At 71.1% G+C, this 25,417-nt stretch carries 15 protein-coding genes; 5 read left to right on the forward strand and 10 right to left on the reverse strand.

Annotated elements, in window-relative coordinates; all coding sequences use genetic code 11:
• Positions 1 to 6: 6 nt before the first annotated feature.
• The 3 genes from tilS to dacB all read right to left on the reverse strand — a co-directional run bounded on the left by tilS (position 7) and on the right by dacB (position 3,837).
• Positions 7 to 1,020 carry a tRNA lysidine(34) synthetase TilS gene (gene tilS, locus ABT053_RS27325; RefSeq protein WP_350972542.1) on the reverse strand — a complete coding sequence of 338 codons (1,014 nt, stop codon included), beginning with the start codon at positions 1,018 to 1,020 and terminating at the stop codon, positions 7 to 9.
• A gap of 303 nt (positions 1,021 to 1,323) precedes the next feature.
• Positions 1,324 to 2,418: an Rv3626c family coenzyme F420 biosynthesis-associated protein gene (locus ABT053_RS27330; protein ID WP_350972544.1), complete on the reverse strand. Its 1,095-nt coding sequence runs from the start codon at positions 2,416 to 2,418 to the stop codon at positions 1,324 to 1,326.
• A 51-nt stretch (positions 2,419 to 2,469) separates the two neighbouring features.
• Positions 2,470 to 3,837, reverse strand: a complete 1,368-nt coding sequence (gene dacB / locus ABT053_RS27335; protein ID WP_350972547.1) for a D-alanyl-D-alanine carboxypeptidase/D-alanyl-D-alanine endopeptidase — start codon at positions 3,835 to 3,837, stop codon at positions 2,470 to 2,472.
• A gap of 121 nt (positions 3,838 to 3,958) precedes the next feature.
• On the opposite strand from dacB, the gene ABT053_RS27340 reads away from it, so the two are divergent.
• Positions 3,959 to 4,456: an inorganic diphosphatase gene (locus ABT053_RS27340; protein ID WP_329087576.1), complete on the forward strand. Its 498-nt coding sequence runs from the start codon at positions 3,959 to 3,961 to the stop codon at positions 4,454 to 4,456.
• Between the two features lie 373 nt (positions 4,457 to 4,829).
• Here ABT053_RS27340 and ABT053_RS27345 read toward each other — a convergent pair whose 3' ends face one another.
• The 4 genes from ABT053_RS27345 to ABT053_RS27360 all read right to left on the reverse strand — a co-directional run bounded on the left by ABT053_RS27345 (position 4,830) and on the right by ABT053_RS27360 (position 11,718).
• On the reverse strand, positions 4,830 to 6,119 hold the full coding sequence (locus ABT053_RS27345; RefSeq protein ID WP_350972549.1) for a C40 family peptidase: 1,290 nt from the start codon (positions 6,117 to 6,119) through the stop codon (positions 4,830 to 4,832).
• A 779-nt stretch (positions 6,120 to 6,898) separates the two neighbouring features.
• On the reverse strand, positions 6,899 to 8,938 hold the full coding sequence (locus tag ABT053_RS27350) for a hypothetical protein (RefSeq protein ID WP_350972551.1): 2,040 nt from the start codon (positions 8,936 to 8,938) through the stop codon (positions 6,899 to 6,901).
• A 287-nt stretch (positions 8,939 to 9,225) separates the two neighbouring features.
• Positions 9,226 to 10,044: a hypothetical protein gene (locus ABT053_RS27355; protein ID WP_350972552.1), complete on the reverse strand. Its 819-nt coding sequence runs from the start codon at positions 10,042 to 10,044 to the stop codon at positions 9,226 to 9,228.
• 63 nt (positions 10,045 to 10,107) lie between these two features.
• On the reverse strand, positions 10,108 to 11,718 hold the full coding sequence (locus ABT053_RS27360) for an ABC-F family ATP-binding cassette domain-containing protein (RefSeq protein WP_350972553.1): 1,611 nt from the start codon (positions 11,716 to 11,718) through the stop codon (positions 10,108 to 10,110).
• A gap of 827 nt (positions 11,719 to 12,545) precedes the next feature.
• On the opposite strand from ABT053_RS27360, the gene ABT053_RS27365 reads away from it, so the two are divergent.
• The 3 genes from ABT053_RS27365 (at position 12,546) to ABT053_RS27375 (ending at position 18,276) form a co-directional block, all read left to right on the forward strand.
• Positions 12,546 to 13,865, forward strand: coding sequence for a hypothetical protein (locus ABT053_RS27365; protein ID WP_350972554.1), 1,320 nt, complete (start codon positions 12,546 to 12,548; stop codon positions 13,863 to 13,865).
• 656 nt (positions 13,866 to 14,521) lie between these two features.
• On the forward strand, positions 14,522 to 16,450 hold the full coding sequence (locus tag ABT053_RS27370) for an ABC transporter ATP-binding protein (protein ID WP_350972556.1): 1,929 nt from the start codon (positions 14,522 to 14,524) through the stop codon (positions 16,448 to 16,450).
• A complete protein-coding gene (locus ABT053_RS27375; RefSeq protein WP_350972558.1) occupies positions 16,450 to 18,276 on the forward strand; it encodes an ABC transporter ATP-binding protein in 1,827 nt (608 codons plus the stop codon). Before ABT053_RS27370 ends, ABT053_RS27375 begins: the two co-directional genes overlap by 1 nt.
• A 282-nt stretch (positions 18,277 to 18,558) precedes the next feature.
• Here the strand turns inward: ABT053_RS27375 and ABT053_RS27380 are convergent, their stop codons facing one another.
• Positions 18,559 to 19,395: a GNAT family N-acetyltransferase gene (locus ABT053_RS27380; protein WP_350972560.1), complete on the reverse strand. Its 837-nt coding sequence runs from the start codon at positions 19,393 to 19,395 to the stop codon at positions 18,559 to 18,561.
• A gap of 42 nt (positions 19,396 to 19,437) precedes the next feature.
• Positions 19,438 to 19,599, reverse strand: a complete 162-nt coding sequence (locus ABT053_RS27385; protein ID WP_350972562.1) for a hypothetical protein — start codon at positions 19,597 to 19,599, stop codon at positions 19,438 to 19,440.
• A 560-nt stretch (positions 19,600 to 20,159) separates the two neighbouring features.
• Between ABT053_RS27385 and ABT053_RS27390 the strand changes: the two genes are divergently transcribed.
• Complete coding sequence (locus ABT053_RS27390; protein ID WP_350972564.1) at positions 20,160 to 23,501, forward strand: hypothetical protein; 3,342 nt, start codon at positions 20,160 to 20,162, stop codon at positions 23,499 to 23,501.
• Between the two features lie 260 nt (positions 23,502 to 23,761).
• On the opposite strand, the gene ABT053_RS27395 is transcribed toward ABT053_RS27390, so the two are convergent.
• A partial coding sequence (locus tag ABT053_RS27395) for a transglycosylase domain-containing protein (protein ID WP_350972566.1) occupies positions 23,762 to 25,417 on the reverse strand: 1,656 nt, incomplete at its 5' end.

Below are 25,417 nucleotides of genomic sequence, written 5' to 3' on the forward strand. Positions count from 1 at the left end.
TTTTCCTTACGAAACGGGGCTGGCTGGCTGTCTGGCGAGTATCAGGGTGTCATACCGGCGAACCGCGCCCACCCCCCCGGGCACCTCTACGCGCCGCTGCCCCCGCCACGCGGTGACCAGACGGTCGACCTGCAGGACGTGCGATGCCGCGAGCGTGCCCGGCGGCGACCCCGCGTCGATCGCCGCCCTCCGCAACACCCTCCGCCGCACGGCGGCCGGAAGTCCCTCCAGGTCCCGTACGGCCACCGTCACCGTGCTGATATCGCTAAGAGCGCAATCCCGTACGGCGACGCGGGCGTAGACCTCCCCGGCCCAGGCGTCCAGCGCGTCGGCGTCGTCGCGGCACAGGGACGCGGTCCTGGCGAGCGCCTCGGCGACGCCGGGACCGAGCTCGTCCTCCAGGGCGGGCAGCAGCCGCTCGCGGACCCGGACCCGGGTGTACCGGGGGTCGAGGTTGTGCGGGTCGTCCCACGGGGTGAGGCCGAGCGCCGCGCAGGCCGCCACGGTCGTCGCGCGGCCGAGCTCCAGCAGCGGCCGCCGGTAGACCCCGGCCCGCGCGGGCATCCCGGCCAGCGACCGGGTGCCGCTCCCCCTGGCCAGCCCGAGCAGCACGGTCTCCGCCTGGTCGTCCCTGGTGTGCCCGAGCAGCACGGCCGCCGCCCCGAGACGCTCCGCCGCCCCGGACAGGGCCGCGTACCTGGCCTGCCGCGCCGCCGCCTCAGGCCCGCCCGAGGTGCCGACGGAGACAGGCAGCGCCTCGGCGAGGTCGAGCCCGAGGGCGGGCGCGAGCCGCACGACGTCGCCCGCGCGGTCGCCCGACCCCTCCTGCAGGCCGTGGTCGACGCTGAGCAGACCGGACCGGAGCCCGGCGCGGGGCGCCGTGAAACCCAGCGCGGCGGCGAGGGCCAGGGAGTCGGCGCCGCCGCTGCACGCGGCGAGCACGAGCGCGCCCGGCTCCAGGTCACCCAGCGCGAGCCGTACGGCGCGCCGGACGTCGGCGACGGCGGGATGCGGACCCATGCCCGCCATTGTCCGGCCTCGGAGAGGACGACGACACGACCCCCCGCTCGTGGCCGGTGAAGTCGGCGGGGGTGGGCGGGGCCGGTGAGGTCGACCGGGACGGTGCGAGCGGTGAAGTCAGCGAGTGTCGGCGAGTGCGACCAGGACGGTGTGATGGGCGAAGTCGGCACGGTCGAGGGAGGTCGACCGGGACGGTGCGATGGGCGAAATCAGCGCGGTTGAGAGAGGGCGACCGGGGCGGTGCGAGGGGCACGGCCTGCGCGGCCGGGCGGTCCGACGTGTCGGGGCGCCCGGCCGAACCGGTCAGCCGACGGTGCCGCTGGCCTCGGGAATGGCCGGGGTGCCGATCACCCTGGCGATCCAGCGCTCCGGCTTGGCGATCTCCACCTGGGTGGGGAGCGTCTCCGGCGAGGTCCAGACCTTGTTGAAGCCGTCGATGCCCACCTGCCCCACGACCGTGCGGACGAAGGCCGAGCCCTCGGCGTACTGCCTCATCTTGAGGTCGAGGCCGAGCAGCCTGCGGATCGTGCGGTCGAGACGGGAACCGCCCTCGCGGCGGTGGTGGAACTTGGCGCGGATGTCGGCGACGGAGGGGACCACCGAGGGGCCGACCGCGTCCATGACGTAGTCGCCGTGTCCCTCGACCAGGGTCATCACCGCGGTGAGCCGGTCGAGGATCACCTTCTGCTCGGGCGTCTGGATCGCGTCGATCAGGTTGCCCTCCCCGCCCCTGACGACGTCGGCGAACGTGTCGGCGGCCGAGCGGAGCCGCTCCAGCAGCGCGGGCAGGTCGATGTCGGAGGCGAGCAGGAAGTCGGTCGTCTGCGTCCTGACGTACTCGCGCAGCCAGGGGACGCCGGTGAACTGCACCCGGTGGGTCTCCTCGTGCAGGCAGACCCAGAGGCGGAAGTCACGCGGGTTGACGTTGAGTTCCTGCTCGGCGTGGACGATGTTGGGCGCGACCAGGGTGAGGCGGCCCGTGGGCGCCTGACCGGTCGGGTCGGGCGGCAGGAACAGCTCGTACTGCCCCAGGACGCGGGAGGCGAGGAAGGCCAGCACCGCGCCCACCTCGACCCCGGTGACGCGCGAGCCCACCGCGCTCACGATCGCCGGCGTCTGGTTCCCCCGGGCGGACATCCGCTCGGTGAGCGGCTCCAGCACCACCCGGAAGCCCTCGATGTTGGCCTTGATCCAGCCGGGCCTGTCGACGATGGTCGCGGCCTGTGGCGCGGTCTCGGTGTCGATTCGGGTGAACTCGCGGACGTGGCCCTCGGCCTCGCGCGAGAGCCGCCGTAAATCGGCGACGGCCTGCCGGGCCTCCTCTCGGCTGACTTGCGGCCCGGGGCGCACCAGGCGCGTTCCGGTCGCTACGGCAAGATCCCAGTCGATCACCTGCATACCGTCCACCGTACGTGCTCTCCCATCGACTCGCGCACCCGGAACCTGTGATCAACTCGCGGCGACCGCGGCGGCGAGCCTGTCGAGGGCCGCCTCCGCCTTGCCCCAGCCCGGCGGGACCTCGTCCGCCATGAAGGCGAAGGTCACCAGCCGTCCGCCCCGCGTGGTGGTCATGCCCGCCAGGGTGTTGACCCCGTCCAGGGTGCCCGTCTTGGCGCGGATCAGCCCGTACGCGGAGCGGAGCTTGTCGAACCTGTGCCCGAGGGTGCCGCTGAATCCGGCGACCGGCATGCCGCTGATGATCGGGTGCAGGCCGGGATTGGCCGGGGAGGCCGCCGTCGAGACCAGGCGGGCGAGCGCCTCGGGGGCGATGCGGTTCTTCGGCGACAGCCCGCTGCCGTCGAACACCCGCACACCCTTCGCCGCGCCGAGCCTGGTCAGCACCTTGCCGACGGCCGCGGCGCCGCCGTCGAAGGAGGCCGGCTCCCCCTCCTTGATCGCCACGTGCCTGGCCAGCGCCTCCGACAGGTCGTTGTCGCTGAGCGTGAGGGCCCGCTCGACCAGGGCGTAGACCGGCGCGGAGTCGACCCGGGCGAGTTCCTGCGCGCCGGCCGGGGCCCTGGACCGCCTGGCGGACTTGGAGACCGTGATCCCGTATTTCGACAGCAGCGACACGAACGCGGCGTGCGCCGTGCGGGAGGGGTTGGAGACCCGCTGGTCGCTTCCCCGCGAGGCCCTGCCCTCGTCGATCATGAGCGCCGTGACCGGGGCGACGCTGCCCTCGGGGACGTAACCGGGCTTCCAGGTCGCGGCGGTGCGCGGCCCGGTGTAGAGGGAGTCGTCGTAGGCCACCGTCACCTTGGCCACCCCGGCCCCCTTGAGCGCCTTCGCGGTGCGTGAGGCGAGGGTGGCGAGCGAGGCGGGCCGGGGATAGACCGGGCTCCCCGCCGTCCTGGGACTCGCCAGGGTGGGGTCGCCGCCGCCGACGAGGACGATCGAATCGGGCGAGGACCCCCGCACCACGCGGGTGCTCAGCCTGGTGTCGGGTCCCAGCGAGGCCATCGAGGCGACCGCGGTGACGACCTTGGTGGTGGAGGCGGGGGTGACGCCCGTGGCCGCGCCGCTGCCGAACAGCAGGGCGCCCGTCTCCGCGTCGATCACCGCGGCGCCGACCCTTCTCCCCAGGGCGGGGTCACCCAACGCCTCGGTCAGCCGCTCCGCCAAAGTACCCTTGGCGGGGAGAGGGCCGTTCCCCCCCGCGGCCAGCACCGGACCCGCGGTGATGACCGGGACGGGGGGCGGCTCGGCCGACGCGACGATCGTCTCGGGCTCACCCTCGACCAGCACATCGCTGGTGAGCAGGTGTGCCCCGGCCGCGACGACGAAAATCTGCAGCAGGACGAGAGTGACCAAGGCCACCCACCGCTCACGCCGCATTTCGTCGCCGTCCTCTCATCATCGGTATCCAAAAGGCATAAATCGCCTACGAGACATTAACGCCCAACCGGGGGTGCCCGGGGGCCTGAGTGGAGGAACCGCGGTGGAGTTCGACGTTCTCGTTGAGATTCCCAAGGGGCAACGGAACAAGTACGAGGTGGACCACGAGTCAGGCCGCATCAGGCTCGACCGCATGCTCTTCACCTCCACGCAGTACCCCGCCGACTACGGCTTCATCGAAGACACGCTCGGCGAGGACGGTGATCCACTCGACGCCCTGGTGCTGCTCCAGGAGCCGACCTTCCCCGGCTGTCTGATCAAGTGCCGGGCGGTCGGCATGTTCCGCATGACCGACGAGAAGGGCGGCGACGACAAGGTCCTGTGCGTCCCCGCCACCGACCCCCGGATGGAGCACATCCGCGACATCCACCACGTGCCCGAGTTCGATCGCCTGGAGATCCAGCACTTCTTCGAGGTCTACAAGGACCTGGAGCCCGGCAAGTCGGTCGAGGGCGCCAACTGGGTCGGCAGGGTGGAGGCCGAAGAGGAGATCGTCCGCTCCATCAAGCGCGCCAAGGACGAGGTCCACGGAAAGCACTGATTCGCGACAGGGTCGTCACCCTGCCTTTGGCCGGCCACCCCTTGGCCGGCCATCTTCTTGAACGGTCGTTCTTCGGCCGGTCGCCTTTGGGCCGGTCGTCTTTCGGTCGGTTGTCGTTGAGGCGGTCGTCTTTGGGCCGGTCGTCTTTCGATCGGTCGTTTTTCGGTTGGTTGTTCGGGCCGGTCGTCCTTAGGCGGTTCGTCCGTCGGTCGGCCGCCTTTTCGATAGGTCGTCCTTTTTCGGCCTGTCTGGCCGATCGTCCGTTGGACGGTCGTCTTCCGATAGGTCGCTCGACCGGTCATTCGCCGAAGGGTCGCCCGCCGGACGATCGTTCTCCAGCAGGTCGTCCGGCCGGTCGTTCTCCGGCCGGTCATCACGCGGGACGGGTCGCGCCGATGAGGTCGCTGCGCCACATCGGCGCGACCCTGACCACGTCTCCCGTCTGCGGGGCGTGCACCATCAGCCCCCGGCCGATGTAGATCCCCACGTGGTGGATGTCGCCGGGGTTCTGGGTGATCTGCCCGTAGAAGAGCAGGTCGCCCCGCTGGAGCTCGCTGAGCCGCACGTGCGGGCCCGCGGTCCACTGCGTGCCGGTCCAGTGGTCCATGAGGACCCCGACCCGTTCCCAAGCTCGCATGGTCAGCCCCGAGCAGTCGTAGGAGGTCGGCCCGGCGGCCGCCCACACGTACGGCTTGTCGAGCTGGGTGAGCGCCCAGTCGGCGGCGATGTCGCCCCTGGCGGAACCGGCCGCCACGGTGCGCGCCCAGCGCGACGCGGACTCCCCCGAGGCCACCGCCATCCGTGCCGCCTCGCGGCGCATCGCGGCCTCCTGGTATCGGGCGCGCTCGGCCTGCTCCCTGGCGATCCTGGCCTGCTCCAGGGCCGCCTCGCGCCTCCTGGCGAGCAGGTCGGCGGTGTCGCGCGCCTCTTCGGCCAGCTTCTCCAGCCGCGCCTGCTCCTCCTCGATCCGCCGGGTCTCGTCGACCTGCCTGGCGACGGCCTCCTCGGCCGCGGCCTTCGCCTCCTCGGCCCTCGCCTGCGCCTCCCGCTGCAGGGCGTAGGCGTCGTCCGCCTGCGCCTGGAGGATGGCGAAGACCTCCTGGGCCTCCCGCAGCTGCTTGAGCGTCTCCGCCTGCCCCCCGCCCATGTGGGCCAGGATGCTCGCCCTGCGCAGGTAGCCGTCGTCCGTGGGGCCGCCGCTGTCGGTCATCATGGCCATCATGGGCTGGGCGATGTCCAGCCCGCCGTAGTTCTGGACGGTGATCGCGGCCACCGCCTCCCGCGCCTCCCCGACCTCGGAGCCCGCCGTCCTGGCCCGCCCGGCCGCCTCCTCGGCGAGCTTCTTCGCGCGAGCCGTCTTGACCAGCTCCCCGTTGTACGACTCGACGAGCCGCTCCGCCTGGCCGACCAGCTCCTCCAGCCTGGCCTGCGCCTCGGCGACCAGGACCGTGGTCGAGCCGAGCCTCTCACCACGCTCGCGGGCCAGCGCCCGCGCGTCGGCGACCTCGTCGGCCGACGGCCCCGACACGCCGCCCGGCGCGGCGTCGTCGGCCGGTCCCGGCCGGCCGGGAACAGCGCCGGCGGGGAGCCCCGGCCCGGCGATCAGGCAACAGGCGAGGCCCGCCACCGCGGCGGCATGACGGCGCCGTCTGACTGAATGCATGCGTCTCCCCCCGGAGTCACCTTGGATACCGCGTATCGCGGTCTCACCACGTGTCGCGGTCTCACCGAACGACGCGGCGCGTCGCCGCGTGCCAGGCGGCGGCCTACCTCAGCATTCCCGCTCGTCACTCTCCGCACACATGTCACTCACGCCCCGTGTTCACCGCCCGCCACAATACCCCCGTCGGCAGGGCCCCTGACTCCCGTATCTCACACCTGATCTCTCGTACGACGGGTGCGCGCCGGGTACGCGACGGTTTTCTCCCCGGACGTCCGTACGGCCCGCCCGGCGCAGATCCAGGGCGGGCCGAGAACAGAGGCCGGAGGACGAGAAAGGCGAGGAGTCGAGGAAGGGCAGTGCCGGGGAAAAGCGGTGCCGGGGAAGCCGGGAAAAGGGAAGCGAAGGTCGAAGAAGGGAGGCGGCGGACCGGTCAAGCCGATCAAGCCGGTCAGATCAGTCGATCGGTCAGATCGGTCAGGCCGGCGTGGCAGCCGACCCGGGGGGCGGGAACCCCCGGCCGCGAGGGCGGTATGGCGGGATTCGTACCGGTGGAAGCCGGCGGGGAACCTCCGAAGGACCGCTCCTGACCGGCCGACAAGTGCCCCGATTCGCCGAGAACCACCCCTGACCGCGAGGACCACACCTGACCCACTCCTGACCGTGAGGGCCACACCTGACCCACTCCTGACCGTGAGGGCCACACTTGACCGGCCGAGGACCACCCCTAACAGCGAGGACCACTGACCGGCCGAAGAGCGCCCCCGATCCGCCGAGGATCGCTATTGCCCCGCCGAGGACCGCTCCTGACCTGGATCGCCCGCCGACCGCCCCTGACCGGCACCGTCCGAGGCCCGCCCCCGGCTCACTCCGTCCGAGGCCCGCCCCCGGCTCACTCCGTCCGAGGTCCGCCCGGACTCAGAGCTGCTAGGGGTCCGCTCGGACGCGGAGCCGTCAGAGGTTCGCCCGGGACCTGAACCGTCGGGGGTCCGCCCGGAGCCCGAGCGGTTCGGGATCCGGTCCGGGCCATGGCCGTCCGGGCTCGTCCCGTGACCCGTGCCGTCCGGGGTCCGTCCCGGACCGGCGGGGGCCGGCCGGGAATCGCCGGGGACCTGCCGCGGACCGGACCCGGGGCGACCGGGGTTCGTCCGCGGGCGCCGCGGATCGGCGTACGGCGGCCGGGGAGTCGCCTGCGAGGTCCCGGAATTCGCGCGAGGGGGCCTGGGGTGCGCCCGCGGAGGCTCCGCGTCGGCCCGCGGCGGCCGAGGCGCCGCGCGCGGAGGCCCGTGCTCCCCTCCCGGGGGCCTCGGATTCGCCCGCGGAGGCGCCGGATCCGCCTGCGGAGAGCCCGGGTTCGCCCGCGGGGGCGCCGGATCCGCCGGTCGGTGGGTGATCCCGCAGCGGCGGGAGGAGTGTCCGTGGTGGTCCCGGGACGGGTGATGCCTGTCCGGCGCGCCGACCCCGGGAGATCCCGGCGGCACGGGTGACACGGGTGACACGGGCAGGGACGGCCGGGCCGGGTTCTCCGCCGGGGCGGCCGGCCGGTCGGCGGGCCCCTCATCCGAAGGTCCTTCACCCGAAGGTCCCTCACCCGGAGGTCCCTCACGGGCGGGATCGGCCGGTCCGTCGCCGGACGGGCCGTCACCCGGCCGCCGGGGCGAATCCTCTGCCGGAGGGCCGGTCGGGCCCGGCCGGTCGTCCCCGAAGGCGGGCCCGGTCGCGCTGACCGGCTCCGTCATCCCGAGCGAACCGATCCGCTCGACGGCCACCCCCTCCCCGACGGGCTCCAGCGGCGCGGACGTGCCTCCCCGCCGGGACTCCGCCGGTGTCCGGGCGTCCGGAGGCTCCGCCACCACCGGGAACGTCCCCGAGGCGACCCCGGAGCCCGCGCCCCCCGGGTCGGCCACGGTCTGGGCGAGGAACATCGCCAGTGCCGCCGCCGCGGCGACCGCGGCCGCCACACCGGCCGCCGCGTAGGGCCGGCGACGTCCGCGATCCCCGCCGGCGGGGAACCCGGCACCGTCGAGGGGACCGGCCAGGTGGGCGACGTCCCGCCGGTAGGGGACCCGCTCGGGGTCGGTGAAGTAGCTCATCACCCACGCGCGCAGCGTGGGCGGGAGGGCGACCAGGGGGAGCAGGTCGAAGACCTTGGCCGCGGAGACCTGCCTGACCCGGTGCGGGGCGCAGGTGTCGCAGCGGTTCACGTGGCGGATGACCCGCTCGCGCGCCTCCGGCGTGAGCTCACCGTTGAAGCCGGTGAGCATGCGGGCCCGGCTCGCGCAGTCGTACGGCCCCTTGCGGACGAGGACCTCCGCGGTGACGACGTCGCGCAGGCGCTCCCTCGCCGACTCGTACAGCGCTCCGGCGACCTTGGGGGTGACGCCCAGGACCGCGGCGAGGTCGATGGGCCCGAAGCCGTGGCGGCAGCTCAGGTCGAGGACCTCACGGTCGTCGGGCGACAGGCTCCGGGTCGCGTTCCACGCCATCACCCGCAGGTCCGCGTCGCCTCCGGCGGTGACCACCGGGACGGGAACCGGCGGGGCGGGGACCACCGGCTCCGGCCCCTCGGCGAGATGACGCCGTACGCACTCCCCCCGAGCGAGTGCGTACAGCCACGCCTCCAGCCGACGGGAGTCGGCGAGCGCGTGAACATGGGCCTCGGCGGCGATGAAGGTGCCGAGGAGCGCCGACTCCGCGGCGTCGGAGGTGGCGAGCATTGAACGGCAGTATCGATAGACGCTTTCCGCGTACGAGTCGTAGAGATCGGCGAGGGCTCCGGGACTCCTCGCGCACAACGCCGCGACCAGGACACTGTCAGTCATGCAATCGAAGGTAAACGCTGGGTAACCGGAAATTCCAGCGATTCGAGGGCGGTGACTCCGATTGTCTTAGCCGTGTCAATGAATCGAGTGAAAGCGTGCCGTTAATAGCAATCATAAATATTGATGAATAGCTATTTAACTGAATTAATCGTCTCTATCGGTACATCAGGGAAGGAGTCCCGGCCGTGGACGAACGGCCACGGCCGGACGATCACGAACCGGCGGAGACGGTCACGGGCGGACAGTCACGGGCGAACAAGTACAGGTGAATCACCACGGGCTGACGATCACGGGCTGACGGCGCCCGCGAGGGGTGCCTGCCTGCCTCGGTCCTTGGCGAACGGCGGCATCTTCGGCTTGACCGTGTTCAGGGGCAGCGAACCGCCGAGGGCGAGCTGCTCGAAGGGACGGCTGCTCGACCCCCAGGTGCGCGCGCTCACCTCGGCGGAGGCGATGTCGCCGGTGTTCTCGACGCTCTTGATCTGCAGGATGAACCGCCGCTTCTGGCCCGCCTGGACGTTGTCCACGAACGTGCTCCCGCCGCCGAGCAGCTTGCCCCGCTTGTCGCGCAGGAGCGCGGTGACGGCCAGGCTGCGGGCCGGTATCACGTACGGGGTGCCGACGTAGCCGGTGACGAGATAGTCGCCGTCGGCCGTGCGGTCGGTGAGCACCTCGCGGACCGGGAAGGGCTGGAAGGCCGAGACGATCCGGCCCGCCTGGTGCCAGCGCGCCGGGCGGTACGCGATGCTCACGGCGGCGGGCTTGTCCTGGGTCACCACCTGGCCGGTGAAGGGGAGGGTCCCCGCGGGGGGCACGGCGTCCAGCGGCTGTTCCAGCCGGACGACCTCCTTGCCCTCGGAGTTCTTGGCCACCACGGTGGCCACGACGTGCTCGCCGAAGTGCCAGGGATTGGTGTTGGCGAGCACTCCGGCCCAGTTCACCACGTATCCATCATCGCCCTTGATGATGGACGAGGCCTGCTCCCTGACCGCGATCGGCTGGAGCGCGGCGGCCTGCTTCGTCTCCTCGTCGTCGTCGGTGCATCCGGCGCATCCGACGAGCAGGAGGAGGGCGAGGGCGCCGACGATTCGGGTGCTGTGCGTCACCTAGCCGTGATAACCGGTGACGGCCTCCCGCCCACCTGGACACGCCGGAAACGGCCGGAGTCTTTACCTCTGCCGGACAACCCTGGCCTCGTCCCACACCGGTTCGGATGATTCGTAGACCTTCCCATCCGCGCCGAAGACCAGATACCGGTCGAAGTCATCGGCGAACCAGCGGTCGTGGGTGACGGCGACCACGGTCCCGTCGAAGGCGTCCAGCCCCTCCTGGAGAGCCTCGGCGCTGGCCAGGTCGAGGTTGTCGGTCGGCTCGTCCAGCAGCAGCAGGGTGGTGCCCGACAGTTCGAGCAGCAGGATCTGCAGCCGGGCCTGCTGGCCGCCGGACAGCGTCTCGAAGCGCTGCTCGGCGATGGTCCCGGCCAGCTCGTAGCGGGACAGCACCTTCATCGCCTCGTTCTTGAGCCGGGCGTGCTCGGTCATCACGATCTCGCACGGCGTCCGGCCGATGAGCTCGGGGCGGGCGTGCGTCTGGGCGAAGTGGCCGGGGACGACCCGGGCGCCGAGCCTGGCCACGCCGGTGTGCCGGACCTCCTCCCCGGCGATCAGGCGCAGGAAGTGTGACTTGCCCGAGCCGTTGGAACCCAGCACCGCGACCCGCTCGCCGTACCAGATCTCCAGGTCGAACGGCTTCATCAGGCCGGTGAGCTCCAGCTTCTCGCAGATCACCGCCCGCTTGGCGGTCCGGCCGCCCTTGAGCCGCATGCTGATGAACTGCTCCTTGGGCGCCGCCTCCGGCGGCCCGGCCTCCTCGAACCTGCGCAGCCGGGTCTGGGCCGAGTGGTAGGCGGCGGCCATGGTGTCCATGTACTTGGCCTTCTGCTTCAGCATGAGGACCAGACGCTTGATCTTGGCGTGCTCCTCGTCCCAGCGCTTCTTCAGCTCGTCGAGGCGCTCGTTGCGCTCCCTGCGCGCCTGCGCGTACGAGCGGAAGCCCCCGCCGTGGACCCAGATGTTGCCCGACTCGACGGTGATGATCCGGTCGGCCGCGTTGGCCAGGAGCTCCCTGTCGTGGCTGACCAGCAGCACCGTCTTGGCCGTCTCGCGCAGCGCCCGCTCCAGCCAGAGCTTGCCCGGCACGTCCAGGTAGTTGTCCGGCTCGTCGAGCAGCAGCGTCTGGTCGGGCCCCCGCAGCAGCGCCTCCAGCACCAGCCGCTTCTGCTCGCCGCCCGACAGCGTGTTGACCTCGCGGTACTTGCAGTCGTCGTACGGCATGCCGAGGGCGGCCATGGCGCAGGTGTCCCAGAGCACCTCGATGTCGTAGCCGCCCGCGTCGGTGTAGTCGGTGATGGCCTGCGCGTAGCGCATCTGCGCCTTCTCGTCCTCGCGCTCCATCATCACGAGCTCGGCGGCGTCGAGCCGCGCGGCCGCCTCCCGTACGCGCACCGGGGCGACGCTGACCAGCAGGTCGTGCACGGTCCTGCCGTCGCGGATGCTGCCGATGAACTGCCGCATGATGCCCAGGCCGCCGGAGCTGGCGACGCTCCCGTCGACCGGCTGCAGGTCGCCCGCGATCAGCCGCATCAGGGTCGTCTTGCCCGCCCCGTTGGGCCCGACGAGTGCCGCCTTGACCCCCTCGCCGACCCGGAAGGACACGTCGTCCAGCAACGGCCGCCCATCCGGCAGGACGTATGTCAGATGGCCAACCTCAACGTGCCCCACGACGATTTCCCTCCAGAGTTCCCCGCGCAGGGTACACGCCGGTTTCCGGATCGGGCATCCCGATTCCGGCCGGTACGGCCCGGCGATCCGGTCGTCATGCCCACGGCGAGCAGACGGCCCCGGTGCTCGTGAGCCGGTGAACCCTTCCCCAGACACGTCGCCGCCAAGCCGTACGGGATCCCGCGTGGGCCCCCGCCGCGTTCGCGGACGAGCGTCCCGTCTCCCCCGGCGAGAGCCCATTCCGCCTCTCCGAGAGACGGCGGGCATGGAGCCACGAGGACTGAGATGACCGCTTGGCCAGTGGAAACGGCCGAGACGGATGACGCCGAGCCGGCCCGCCAACCCGCCTGCGGAATCTCCAGGGGGTCATCGGGGGTGGCCGAGGAGATTGGCACCCGTCTTCAAAACCCTCGGTAACCGCAGCTCAGGGCCGTATTCATTGGATTTTCACTGTTCGCCACGGGACTCCTGTCGGCTCGTCGACTCCGTCATATGGCGCAAAATGCACAAACCATCCTTTTCAGGGACACAAGTAATTAAATCTGCGCAAGATATCTTATTGGGGTTTTTATCAGAAAAAGATGGTCAACTGAAGCCATTATTGGCATTGTACTTTTAGTTACGGCGCACCCAATATCACGACAAAACTATATGTTTATTTATCAGTCCGAAAATGTTTGAAATGAGGTATTTATTTCGTCAGCGGCGCTGATTACTCTCCCGATCATGGGTTCTCAACGGGAGGAACACCTTTGTCACTGAAACTGCGTCGCATCATGTCGGCGATCGCCGCGGGGGGACTCGTCGTTCTTACGATGGCGAGTCCGGTGGCCGCATTCGCGCCGCCGTACATCAACGAACCCACCGGTCCGTACGCACTGCCGGTGGACGCCGCCGTGCCCAAGCGTGGCTGCACCACGACGCTGTCCGACCCCAAGAACGCGAGCGGGAGCACCCCGGCCATCCAGGTGATCTACGCCTGGCACGACGGCGGCGGGAACAACTACGAGACCCACGTCGAGCAGATCGCCAAGCTGGTCGACCGGATGGACCTGGAGCTGGACGAGTCCACCAACTACGACCAGCACCTGAAGCTGAGCTGCCGCACCGGCTACGACACCAGCACCTACGCCGGTTACGCCCGCGCGCTGGTGATACCGGAGAAGATCGAGGCCGGCGTGATCGGCGGCGAGACCACGGTGGACAAGATCACCGATGATCTCGGCACGGCGGGATACGACAACGCCAACCGCAAGTACGTGGTGTTCGAGGACTTCAACGGGACCGCGACCGCCTGGTGCACGACGACGTGCGCGGCGACCGCCGACGAATGGTCCAGCGCCACCCAGCTGCACGAACTGATCCACCTCGGCGCGGACAGTTTCTACGTGGACCATCCCAAGGTCACCGAGGCCGTCGACCACCTCAGCTATCCCGACGTCATGTCCAACCCGACCTACGACTGGCAGCTGGACCATGACTTCAACAACTACTACGACCCGAGCGAGACCACGGCGACCTTCTACACCGGCAACGAGGCCAGTGACACCCGCAAGGTGAACGTCGCGGCCTGGCCCTACTTCACCACCCCCACCTGCTGCGACACCGGCTACAGCAACGACCTGCTGACCGCGCAGGAACGCACCGTCGAGGCCGACGCGCCGTACGCCACCCCGACCGGGTTCAGCGTCTCGGGCGGCGGCTGGATCCAGGTGACCCCGCCCGGCCCGACGGCACAGATCTCGGCCAAGCACTACGACGGCCGCCGGTCGCTCACCATGAACGTGCAGTCGCACGCCGCCGGCGTCGTATCGGTCACCCGTAAACCCGCGGTGACCGCCGGCCAGCCCTACAAGTTCTTCGCCAAGATGACCACCGCCACCTCCGGCAACGTGAAGCTGCGCCTGTCGTGGTACAACTCGTCCAATACCCTGATTTCCGCCAGTGACGGTCCGACCATCGCGCTGACCAGCACCTGGACGGAGTATCGGCACAGGGCGACCGCCCCGACCGGAGCGGCCAGCGTCCAGATCTCGGTGGTCAGCCCCGCCGGCCAGACCTTCGTCTACCAGCTCGACTCTCTCCAGCTCAACCACTGCAACAACGGCAAGACCACCGACGGCTGCCGCCTGGACACCTGGCAGTGACCTCCAGGTGACGGACTGACCCGGCGCCTCCCAGCGCCTCCCCGCGCCTCCCGGCGGTGATCCGGTACACCGGAGCCCGCCGGGAGGCGCCACGTCGGCCCTTGCCGCGACCAACGAGGTTTCTCCGTCACCCGGTTCTCAGCCGCCCCCTCCAGATGGGTCGGCGCGATGGTGCTCTGCGGGAACAGCCCGGCTCCTCGCACCGATCGCCGGTCACGGGCGCTCCGGCTCATGATCCGGAGACATCCGACTCCGGGAACCGGGGACCGGGGACCGAAGCGCCGGAGTTCGTGGGGGCCATGGCTTGTGAGGGCTATGGCTTGTGAGGGCTATGGCTTGTGGGGGCTATGGCTTGTGGGGGCTATGGCTTGTAAGTGGGCCGGCCGACCTCGACGTGCCCCGCGACGATTTCCCTCCAGAGTTCCCCGCGCGGGGTGCATGCCGGTTTCCTGATCAGGCATCCCGATATCGGGAACGGCGCATGTCACGCACGCTTCTCTCCCCACGGCCCTACGGGTCTCCCTCGCCTCCCGGTGCAGGGCGAGATCCGGGTGGGGTGAGGCAGGCGGTGAGGCAGGCGGTGGGGCCGGGTGGGGCCGGGCGGGGTGGGGGCCGGGCGGGGGCCGGAAAATGCGATGGGAAACGGTCGGTGCCCGGTGGTAGAAAGCAAGTTCGATCCCATCATCGATCCGCTCGGGGGCGAGCTCGTGATCACCAGCAGTTCGGAGTTCTCCGTATCCGGCCGCCCGTACGACAGGCGGGGTCCGGTGCGCTGGCTCTGGTCGCATGTCCGCCGCCACCCGCTCCATCTGATCGGGTTCCTCGGCGCGTCGCTGATCGCGGTCGTGCTCAACGCCACGGTCCCCGGGCTCACCGGCGCGGCCTTCGACGCCGTGCTGGGCGAGGGGGGCGGCGGGGCGCGGGCACTGGGCGCGATCTCGCTGGGGCTGCTCGCGATCGTGCTGGTCCGCGGCACCGCCGACGTCCTCGCGCGGCTGGCCAGCGAGGTGCTGGCCAAGCGGCTGGAGCGGGACGCCAGGGACGAGCTCTACGTCAGCCTGCTCGGCAAGAGCCAGACCTTCCACAACAGGCAGCGGGTCGGCGACCTGATGGCGCGGGCGGCCAACGACATCCGGCAGCTCTCCATCATGATCAGCCCCGGGGTCGACCTGATCGTCGACTCCGGCCTGACCGGCGTCGTGCCCCTGGTCTTCATCGTCGCGATCGATCCGCGGCTGCTGCTGGTGCCCGGCCTCTTCATGGTCGCCTTCGTCTTCGCGCTCCGGCACTACATGGGACGGCTCAACCCCGTGGCGACCCGCATGCGGGAGCAGTTCGGCGATCTCAACGCCGGGCTGAACGAGGCCGTCCGCGGCATCGAGGTCATCAAGGTGACCGCGCAGGAGGACCAGGAGCGGCGGCGGTTCAGGACCCTGGCGCGGCACTACCGCGACTCCTTCGCCCGCAACGGCCTGGTCCAGGCCCGCTACCTGCCGACCCTGCTCTTCGCCTTCGCGATGGCCGGCTCGCTCTGGCACGGCCTCCACCTGCACGCCGCGGGCGACCTCACGGTCGGCGAGCTGGTCGCCTTCATGGGCCTGGTGAGCATGCTGGGCTTCCCGACCACCATCTCGATCTTCACCTTCTCGCTGGTCCAGATCGGCATCGTGTCCTCCCGCCGGATCCTGAGCATCATGAACACCGAGACCGAGCTCGGGCAGCGCGCCGACGGCCACACCGCGCCGATCAGCGGGGAGATCGTCTTCGAGGACGTGACGTTCGGCTACGGGGAGGACGACCCGGCGCTGCGCGGGGTGACGTTCACCGTGCGACCCGGCGAGACCGTGGCGATCGTCGGCGAGACCGGCTCGGGCAAGAGCACCCTGGCGAAGCTGGTCCCCCGGATCTACGACGTCACCGCGGGCCGGATCCTGGTCGACGGCGTGGACGTCCGCGAGTGGGACCTCGACTCGCTGCGCTCCCAGATCTCCACCATCGAGCAGGACATCGTGCTGTTCTCCCGTTCGGTGGCCGAGAACATCGCCTTCGGGCTGGGCCAGCGGGCGGAGCGGGACGCCGTCGTCCGGGCCGCCGAGGAGGCCCAGGCGGCCGACTTCATCGGCGAGCTCGACGACGGCTACGACACGGTCATCGGTGAGCGCGGCGTCACCCTCTCCGGCGGCCAGCGCCAGCGCCTGGCCATCGCGCGGGCCCTGCTGACGGATCCGGCGATCCTCGTGCTCGACGACTCGACGAGCGCGATCGACTCCGCCACCGAAGACAGGATCCAGCAGGCCATCGGCCGCGTTCTCGACGGGCGCACCACCCTCCTCATCACCCACCGGCTCTCCCAGATCCGCTGGGCGGACAAGGTCCTGCTGCTCCGCAGGGGCGAGCTGGTCGACTACGGCACGCACGACGAGCTGCTCACCCGGAGCCGCCTCTACCGGCGGATCTTCTCCCATCACGACGAGATCGACACGTCCGGCACGTCCGGCACGGCAGACGCGGCCGACGGCGCCGTGTCCGGCGACACCACCGATCCGGCCGTGGTCCTCGCGGGCGAGCAGGGAGCGCAGGGCTGATGGGCTTCATCATGGACGGCCTCGACGCCGAGGACTACGACCGCACCTACGGCGATCGTGCCCTCCTCCTCCGGATCCTGTCCTACTTCCGGCCGAAGCTGGGATCGATGGTCCTGGTCGCGGTCATGATCGTGCTGTTCTCGCTGAGCCAGGCGGCCATGCCGTTGCTGGTCAGCTGGGGTGTGGACGGGATCGAGGACGGCACGATCGCCGACGTGGGCTGGCAGCTCACCGCCGGTCTGCTGGTCGCCGGAGTGCTCGGCTGGCTGTTCAACTTCGTCCGCCAGTGGTACAGCGCGAAGGTCACCGGCGACGTCGTCCTGCATCTCCGCCAGGACGCGTTCGACGCCGTGCTGGAGCGTGACCTGTCGTTCTACGACGAGAACCCGTCCGGGAAGATCGTCAGCCGGGTCACCTCCGACACCGACGACTTCGCCACCGTCTCCACCCTGACGATGGACCTGATCAGCCAGGTGCTGATGATCGGCTTCGTCACGATCATGCTCTTCCTGCGCAGCGTCGAGCTCGCCCTGCTCACCCTGCTCGTGGCGCCGATCGTGATGGGCGTCGCCCTGCTGTTCCGGCGGATCGCCCGGAGCAGCACCCGCAGGGCGCAGCGCTCGCTGAGCCGGGTGAACGCCACGTTGCAGGAGACCATGGGCGGGATCACCGTCGCCAAGAACTTCCGCCAGGAGCAGCGAATCTACGACGAGTTCCGCCCCATCAACCGGCAGAGCTACCAGGTGACGCTCAGGCAGGGGTTCGTCTTCTCCGGCATCTTCCCCGTGCTCTTCCTCGTCGCCGGGCTGGCCACGGTCACGCTCGTCCAGCTGGGCGGCACCGCCGTGCTCGGCGGCGGCCTGTCCGGCGGCGACTGGTTCCTCTTCCTCCAGAGCGTCGCGCTCTTCTGGCTCCCGCTCACCTCCATCGCCGCGTTCTGGTCCCAGTTCCAGCAGGGCCTGTCCGCGTCGGAGCGGGTCTTCGCCCTGATCGACGCGCCTCCCCGGGTCGTGCAGACCGATCCCCAGCCGGTCGGCAGGCTGGCGGGCCGCATCGAGTTCCGCGACCTCACGTTCGGCTACGAGGCCGGGAGCCCCGTGCTGCGGGGCTTCGACCTCACCATCGAGGCGGGCGAGAGCGTCGCGCTGGTCGGCCACACCGGCGCGGGCAAGTCGACGCTCAGCAAGCTGATCACCCGGTTCTACGAGTTCCAGGACGGCCGGCTGCTGATCGACGATCGTGACGTCCGCACGCTGGACCTGGCCGGATACCGCCGGCAGATCGGCGCGGTGCCGCAGGTCCCGTTCCTGTTCAGCGGCACCGTCGCCGACAACATCCGCTACCCGAGGCCGGAGGCGGGCGACGAGGAGGTGCTCGCCGCGGCCACGGCGGTCGGCGGGGGCGACTGGATCGACGCCCTGCCCGACGGCCTGCGGACCGACGTCGGCGAGCACGGCCGCGCCCTGTCCATGGGCCAGCGCCAGCTCGTCGCGCTGGCTCGCCTGCTCATCCAGGATCCGTCGATCGTGGTGCTGGACGAGGCCACCGCCAGCGTCGACCCGCTGACCGAGGCCCAGATCCAGGAGGGCCTGGACCGGGTGCTGGCCGACCGTACCTCCATCGTCATCGCGCACCGGCTGTCCACGATCGAGCACGTCGACCGCATCATCGTGCTGGACCACGGCCGGATCGTCGAGGAGGGCGACCACACCACGCTGCTGGCTCGCGGGGGTCACTACTGCCGGGTCTACAACACCTACTTCCGGCACCAGTCTCCCGACTACCGGCCCGGTTCCGGGTTCGTCTCCGTCGCCGGCTCCGCGTGACGAGACTGCTCGGACCAGGGCGCTCAGACCGGGCTGCTCGGACCGGGCTGCTCAGACCGGGCCGCTCAGACCGGGCCGCTCAGACCGGGCCGCTCAGACCAGGGCGCTCGGACCAGGCCGCTCGGACGGGCCTGCTCGAACCGGGCTGCTCGGACCAGGGCGCTCGGACCGGGTCGCTCGAACCGAGTCGCTCAGACCAGGCGCTCGGACCGGTGAGAGCGCCGACCGGTAAGGCACTGACCGGTGAGGCACTGACCGGTGAGGCACTGACCGGTCAGGGCGCTAACCGGCGGGTTCGGCGATCAGGGCCGTGCCGGCGCGGCGGAAACCGAGCCTGGCGTAGATCCGGGCGACATCCTCGTCTCCCGCCGACAGGAAGACGGTCTTCACTCCCCGGGAGCGGGCGTCGGCGATCAACGCCGCGGTGACCGCGAGCGCGAGGCCGCGGCGGCGGGCGGCGGGCAGCGTGCCGACCCCGACGATCTCGCTCACCTCCCCGACCTGGTTGTGCTGGCCCGCGCACAGCGCCGTACCGTCCTCGACAGCCGCGGCGATCACCGTCAGCCCCGCCCGGACCCGCGCGGCGCCGCTTTCCAGCGAGCCGTCACCGGCACGGGCGAGGATCGCCTCCGCCAGGTCCGCGGTGTCCGCCGCGCCGACGCGGGTGCCGGGCTCGGCGAAGGCGAGGTGGGGTACCACCAGCGCGGAGGGCAGCGCCGGGTCGTCCGCCCCCAGGACCCGCACCACCGGGTATCCGGGCGCCGCCTCCGGCCCGACCGGCGCGGTGTCCGTTCCGAGCACCATCAGCGGATGCTCGTGGACCGTGAGCCCCGCCCCCTCGACCGCGGCGCGCAGCCCAGGCGTGATCTCGGCCACCCACTCGAAGCTCTCCGGGATCCCGAGCTCGCGCTGCCGGTCGCGGACCCTGGCCACGTCGTCGGCCCGCACCGGGCCGGACCACTCGGAAGCCGGGCGCGCGTAGAAGGGCCATCCCGCGCCTTCCCGTACGAACAAGGTGAGCGGCCCGTGGTCCTCGACCCTGGCCTCGCGTCGCGGAACCGCGTCGTAGTAGTGCTCGATCAGGTCCAGCAGGGCCCCCGAGCCCTCGGTGTCAGTCATGACCCGCATCCAAACAGGGGCTCATGGACCGGCGCCACCTCATTACCCGGTGATCGCGGTGGTCGCGTCAATCCCGGTGGTCACGGTGGTCGCGGTGGTCGCGGTGGTCGCGGTGATGCGGCATGGTGCGGGACAAGGGCTGAGCGGGGGTGCGAGGCAGCACGAGGGCGGCACGAGGGCGGCGCGGAAAATACGGAACAGCATGGGGCGGAGCGGGGGGCGCGGGGCGGTACGCGTTACAGAGCGGCGCGAAAATGGAGCGGGCAGGACTTCTCACCGACAGGCGCCGGCGACTCCGACGGCTCCGACGGGCACAAGGCTCGTTCGGCAGACACCGGCCCGTTCGGCAGACACCGGCGGTTCCGACAGATACCGGCCCGTTCGGCAGACGCCCGCGGCTCCGGCGGGCACCGGCACACCGGCAAGCACTGGCGCGTGTGGCAAGCACCAGCGCGTCCGGCAAGCACCGGCGCGTTCGGCCAGTGCGGTGAGGTCCGGTGAAACCTTCGGATTCGCTTGGCAAGCCCGGAAATATCCCCTGAACATGCGCTGAAAACGTCTAAATACCTATTATCGGTTCATGCAGCGGAAAGGTCCCTTTCCGCATCGACAGCTACGGCCGGGGCGCCTCCCGCGAGCACCACGCCATCGGGAAACCGACCTCCGCTTACGACGGAAGCATATTTGTCACCTTATTATTGCCGATTTCAGTCTTTCACATGCTCCATCGAGAGCGATGATGTTGCGATGAGTGGCGACAAGAAATGAACAACGGCGACGAGAACGGCGGCGACGTACGGCGGCGACCGCTCCTGTTCATCCGCCCGCGGCCTCCTCAGGGACCGCTCCGTGACCTCGGGGACCTGCTGCACGAGCTGTACCAGGAAGCCGGGGCCCCCACTCTCGACGACATCGCCGAGAAGATCGCCGGTGACCTCACCGGCCCCCGTGCCCCCGGACCCGAGACCGTCCGCCGGATGCTGGCCTCGGCGGAGCCGCCTCCCAGCCAGGCCGACCTGACGGCCGTCATCACCGTGCTGGCCCGGCTGGCCCGGCGAGACCCCGCCGACACCGCCGACGCCGTCGGACGGGGCCGCGAGCTGTGGAGGAGTGCCCGCCTGGCCTCACCGGCCGGGCTGCCGATCCGCTCGCTGGCCGACCCGTTCTCGCTGGGGGTGCACCGGGCGATCGACGCGGGCGCGGGGGCCGCCGGAATGCCCGGCCTGCCCACCTACGTGCCGCGCCCCCACGACGACCGCCTGGCCGCGGCCGTACGGCGGGCGGTGGCCGGGCGCAGCGCGGTCGCGATGCTGGTCGGCGACTCGTCGACCGGCAAGACCCGGGCCTGCTGGGAGGCCGTACAACTGCTGCCCGGCGGGTGGCGGCTGTGGCATCCGGGCGATCCCGGCCGTCCGGAGACGACCGCCCTGGCCCTGGGCTCCCTCGCGCCGCGGACCGTCGTGTGGCTCGACGAGGCGCAGTCCTACCTGCTCAACCCGGCCGACGGCCTGGGCGAGCGCGTCGCCGCCGGGCTGCGCGCCCTGGTGAACGACCCGGAGCGCGGCCCGGTACTGGTCCTCGGCACCCTCTGGCCCGAGTACTGGGCCGCCCTCACCGCGGCTCCCGCCACGAGAGGCGGCGCCGACCCCCGTACCCAGGCACGGGCGCTGGTGAGCGGCGCGGCCATCCACGTTCCCGGTCGTTTCGCCGGTTCTCCCCTGGCGGCGGTGCGCGGCGCGGCGAGCGGCGATCCGCGCCTGGAGCGCGCGTACGCCGGGGCCCGCGACGGCCGGATCACCCAGTACCTGACCGGCGTACCCGGCATGGTGGAGCGCTACCGCAACGCGCCCGCCCCCGCCAAGGCCGTGATCGAGGCCGCCATGGACGCCCGGCGCGCGGAGCACGGCCCCGCCCTTCCGCACGCCCTCCTGAAGACCGCCGCGTTCGACTACCTGACCGATTACGAGTACGGCTCCCTGCCCCGGGACTGGTTCGAACGGGCCCTGGCCTACGCCTGCGGTGCTCACGGTCCCCTCATCCGCGTCCGCCCCGGCCACGGCGAGCCGTCCGCGTCCCCCCGCTACCGGCTGGCGGATCACCTGGAGCAGCTCGGCCGCGCCGAGCGCCGTACGCTTCCCGCTCCCGCGGCCCTGTGGGACGCGCTGGTCTTCCACGCCGACCCCGAGGACCTGCCGCGCCTCGCCGCCCAGGCTCGGGAGCGCGGCCTCTACCACCACGCCCTCCTGCTGTACGGGGCCGCCGCCACGGCCGGTGACCCCGACGCCCCCCGGCAGGCGATCGCCCTGCTGGAGGAGACGGGACGTACCGAGGAGGCGCTCAGCTGGCTGCGGGTCCACGGCGGGCCGGACAGCGCCCGGACCCTCGGCTGGAGCGCCGCCATCCTCAAGGGGGCCGGACACCGCGAGAGGGCGATCGCCGCCTACCGGCACGCCGCGGAGGCGGGGAACGCGGAGGCACCGAGAGAGGCGATCACCCTGCTCGTGAACAAGGGAAGGGCGAAGGAGACGCTCACCTGGCTGAGCGCCCACGACTGGTTCGGCGACGCCGGTCTTCCCGTTTGGACCGCGGCGCTCCTCGACAGGGCGGGACACCATGAGGAGGCCCTCACCGCCTACCTGCACGCCGCGAAGGCCGGGGACGTCGACGCCCCGGAGTGGCTGGCGTCCCTGCTGTACCGGACCGGCCGTGAGGTGGAGGCGATCACCGCCTGCCGCCGCGCCGCGAGGACCGGCGACGGCCACGCCCTCAAGCAGGCCGTCGCCCTGCTGCGGGAGATGGGACGGACGGAGGAGGCGCTCACCTGGCTGCGGATCCGCTCCGAGAAGGGCGACACCGCTGCCCTGTGGGAGGCGGTCGAGCTGCTCCAGGAGACCGGCCGGGCCGCGGAGGCGATCAACTGGCTGTACGTCCGCGCCGAGAGGGGCGACCATCGCGCGATCGCGAAGACGGTCGAGCTGCTCCGGTACACGGGACGGACCGAGGAGGCGATCGGCTGGCTGAGCGCCCGCGCCGCGACCGGCGACACATACGCTTACTGGCGATCGATCGGCCTCCTCCAGCGGACGGGACAGATCGAGGAGGCGATCACCCGGTTGAGCGCCCGCGCCGAGACCGGCGACCGCCTCGCCCTCGAGGAGGCGGTCGAGCTACTGCGGGAGTCGAACCGGTTCGGGGACGCGATCACCTGGCTGTACGCCCGCGCGGAGACCGGCGACCGCCTCGCCCTCGACCTGCTGCCGCACCTTCTGGAGAGGGCGGGACGGACCACGGAGGCGATCGCCGCCCACCGGCGCGCCGCCGAGTCGGGGAACGCCGGTTCGCACTGGTCGATGGCGGCCCTGCTGCACCGGGAGGGCCGGCTGGAGGAGGCCCTCGCCGCGTACCGGCACGCCGCCGAGACCGGGTACACCGGCGACGGCTGGCGGATGGTCGAGCTGCTCCAGGAGACCGGCCGGACCGAGGAGGCCCTCGCCGCGTACCGGCACGCCGCCGACGCCGGGGACGCCGACGCCGGGTGGCGGATGGTCGAGCTGCTCCAGCGGGCGGACCGGACCGAGGAGGCGATCACCTGGCTCCGGGCCCGCGCCGAGACCGGCGACACCGACGCCCTGTGGAAGACGGTCGAGCTGCTCCAGGAGACCGGCCGACCCGAGGAGGCGGTCACCTGGCTGCGAGCCCGCGCCGAGACCGGCGACGCCGAAGCCCTCGGGCGGTTCACCACCCTGATGTACCAGATGGACCGTTCCGAAGAGGCGATCACCTGGCTCCGGGCCCGCGCCGAGACCGGCGACACCGACGCCCTGGGCCACGCGGTGGACCTGATGTACGAGACCGGCGAGACGGAGGAGGCCGTCACCTGGCTGAGCGCCCGTACCGAGGCGGGCGACACCGACGCCCTGATCTGGACCGCCGTCCTGCTGCACGAGACCGGCCACCCGGACCGGGCCGTCCTCGCCTACCTGCGCGCCGCCGAGCTGGGCCTCCCTGGCGCCCTGCGACGGGCGATCGGCCTGCTGAGACAGCTGGGCCACACCGGCGAGGCCGACCGGCTCCAGCGGTACGGGATCACCCCCGGCAGGACGTGAGCCCTGGCGGGAGAACGCCACCACCGAGAAGCGCGCTTCGGACACCGTTCTCAGTCGGCCTCGACGGCGTGAGGCACGCCACCCGCCGCCCCGAAGGCCCGCCGAAGCCGCGGTCCCGGCGCCCGCTGACACGCCCCGGCTCCCGTCAGCCGTCGCGGTGAGCTTCTGTCAGCCGTCGCGGTGGGTCCCCGTCAGCCGTCGCGGTGGATCCCCGTCAGCCGTCGCGGTGAGCTTCTGTCAGCCGTCGCGGTGGGTCCCCGTCAGCCGTCGCCCTCGCCGAAGGGGTTGTTCTGGCCGCCACGGCCGTTTCCACCGTTGCCGCCGTCGCGACCGCCGGGGCCGTTGTCCCAGCCGGGCCTGTCGAAGCCGCCGGAGTCGTCGGGGCCGTTGAGCTCGATGGGCCCCTCGTCCTCGTCGTCCGACGGGGGCGGTGCGGGCTGGCAGCTCTGGCCGCAGCCGCCGAAGCGTTCGGTGTTGATCGGGGTGAAGGACGTCGGCTCGACGTTCTTCAACGCCGCCAGCATCGTGTCCTTCCAGATCGGACCCGGGATGCTCGCGCCGAAGACCGAGCCGTAGTAGCGGCCGCCGATGGTGACGCCGTTCAGCTTGTAGTCCTGCGAACCGCGTGGGTCGCCGATGCTGACCGCTCCGGCCAGGTCCGGGGTGAACCCGGCGAACCACGCGGTGGCGGAGCTGTCGGTGGTGCCGGTCTTGCCGGCCGCGTCGCGGCCGATGCCGCCCACGGCGCGCATGGTGCCCTTGGTGAACACCCCCGACAAGATGTCGGCCGCGGCGTCGGCGACCTCGGGGTCGATCGCCTGGCGGCACTTGGGCCTGTAGTCGGTGACCTTACCGTTGCGGTCGGTGATCCGGGTGATCGCCATCGGCGCGCAGTACTTCCCCCGCGCGCCGATCGCGGCATAGGCGTTGGCCACCGTCACCGGGTCCATCTCATTGGTGCCCAGCGTGAACGTGGAGAACTCCAGCAGCTTCAACCCGTCGGAGCGGTGGATGCCCAGCGACTTGGCGGTCTTGATCGTCTCGCACAGGCCGACCTTCTGCTCCAGCGCCATGAAGAAGGTGTTCACCGACCCCCAGGTGCCGGTCTGCAACGTCTTCCAGCCCGGATTGCCCTCATCGTTGGTGACGGTGTGATTCGGGTCGCCGATGTCTTGGCCCTTGCAGTTCTGAAACGCCGAAAGCCCCGAAGCACGGAAACCCGCCCCGGCCGCCAGCCCGTCGTTGACCTTCATCCCCTGCCCCAGCGCGGTCAGCAACGTGAACGTCTTGAAGGTCGAACCGGCCTGCAAACCCACCCCGCCGCCGTGCGCGGCATCGGCGACCAGGTTGTAGGAGATCTCGTTCCTGGCCTTGCTGCGGCCATACGGCCGGCTGGCGGCCATCGCCTTGATCGCCCCGGTCCCCGGCTGGACCAGGGCCTCGGCCGCCACCGGGTTGTCGGAGGGGTTGACCCACTTCTTGATCGCCGCATCGGCGGCCACCTGCATGGCCGGGTTGATCGTGGTGCGGATCGTCAGCCCGCCCCGGTTGAGGAAGTCCTCCCGCGCCTGAGCCGTCCTACCGAAATCAGGATTGCGCAGGATCTCGTTGCGGACGTAGATGCAGAAGTAGGGGTAGGCGCTGGATTCGCACCCGCCGGGGAACTTGGTGCCCTTGTAGCCGAGTTTGGCGGCCTTGGCCTGCGCCGCCTCAGCGGCGGTGATCTTGCCGAGTTCGGCCATCCGGTCCAGCACCACGTTGCGCCGGTTCAGCAACCGCTCACGCTGCCGCTTGCCCAGGTTGGGATCGGTGGCGTTGGGATCTTGGACGGCGCCGGCCAGCGTCGCGGCCTGCGGCAAGGTGAGATCGGCGGCCTTGACGCCGAAGAACCGCTTGGCGGCGGCCTCCACCCCGTA

The organism is Streptosporangium sp. NPDC002524, from assembly GCF_040295985.1.
GTDB lineage: Bacteria > Actinomycetota > Actinomycetes > Streptosporangiales > Streptosporangiaceae > Streptosporangium.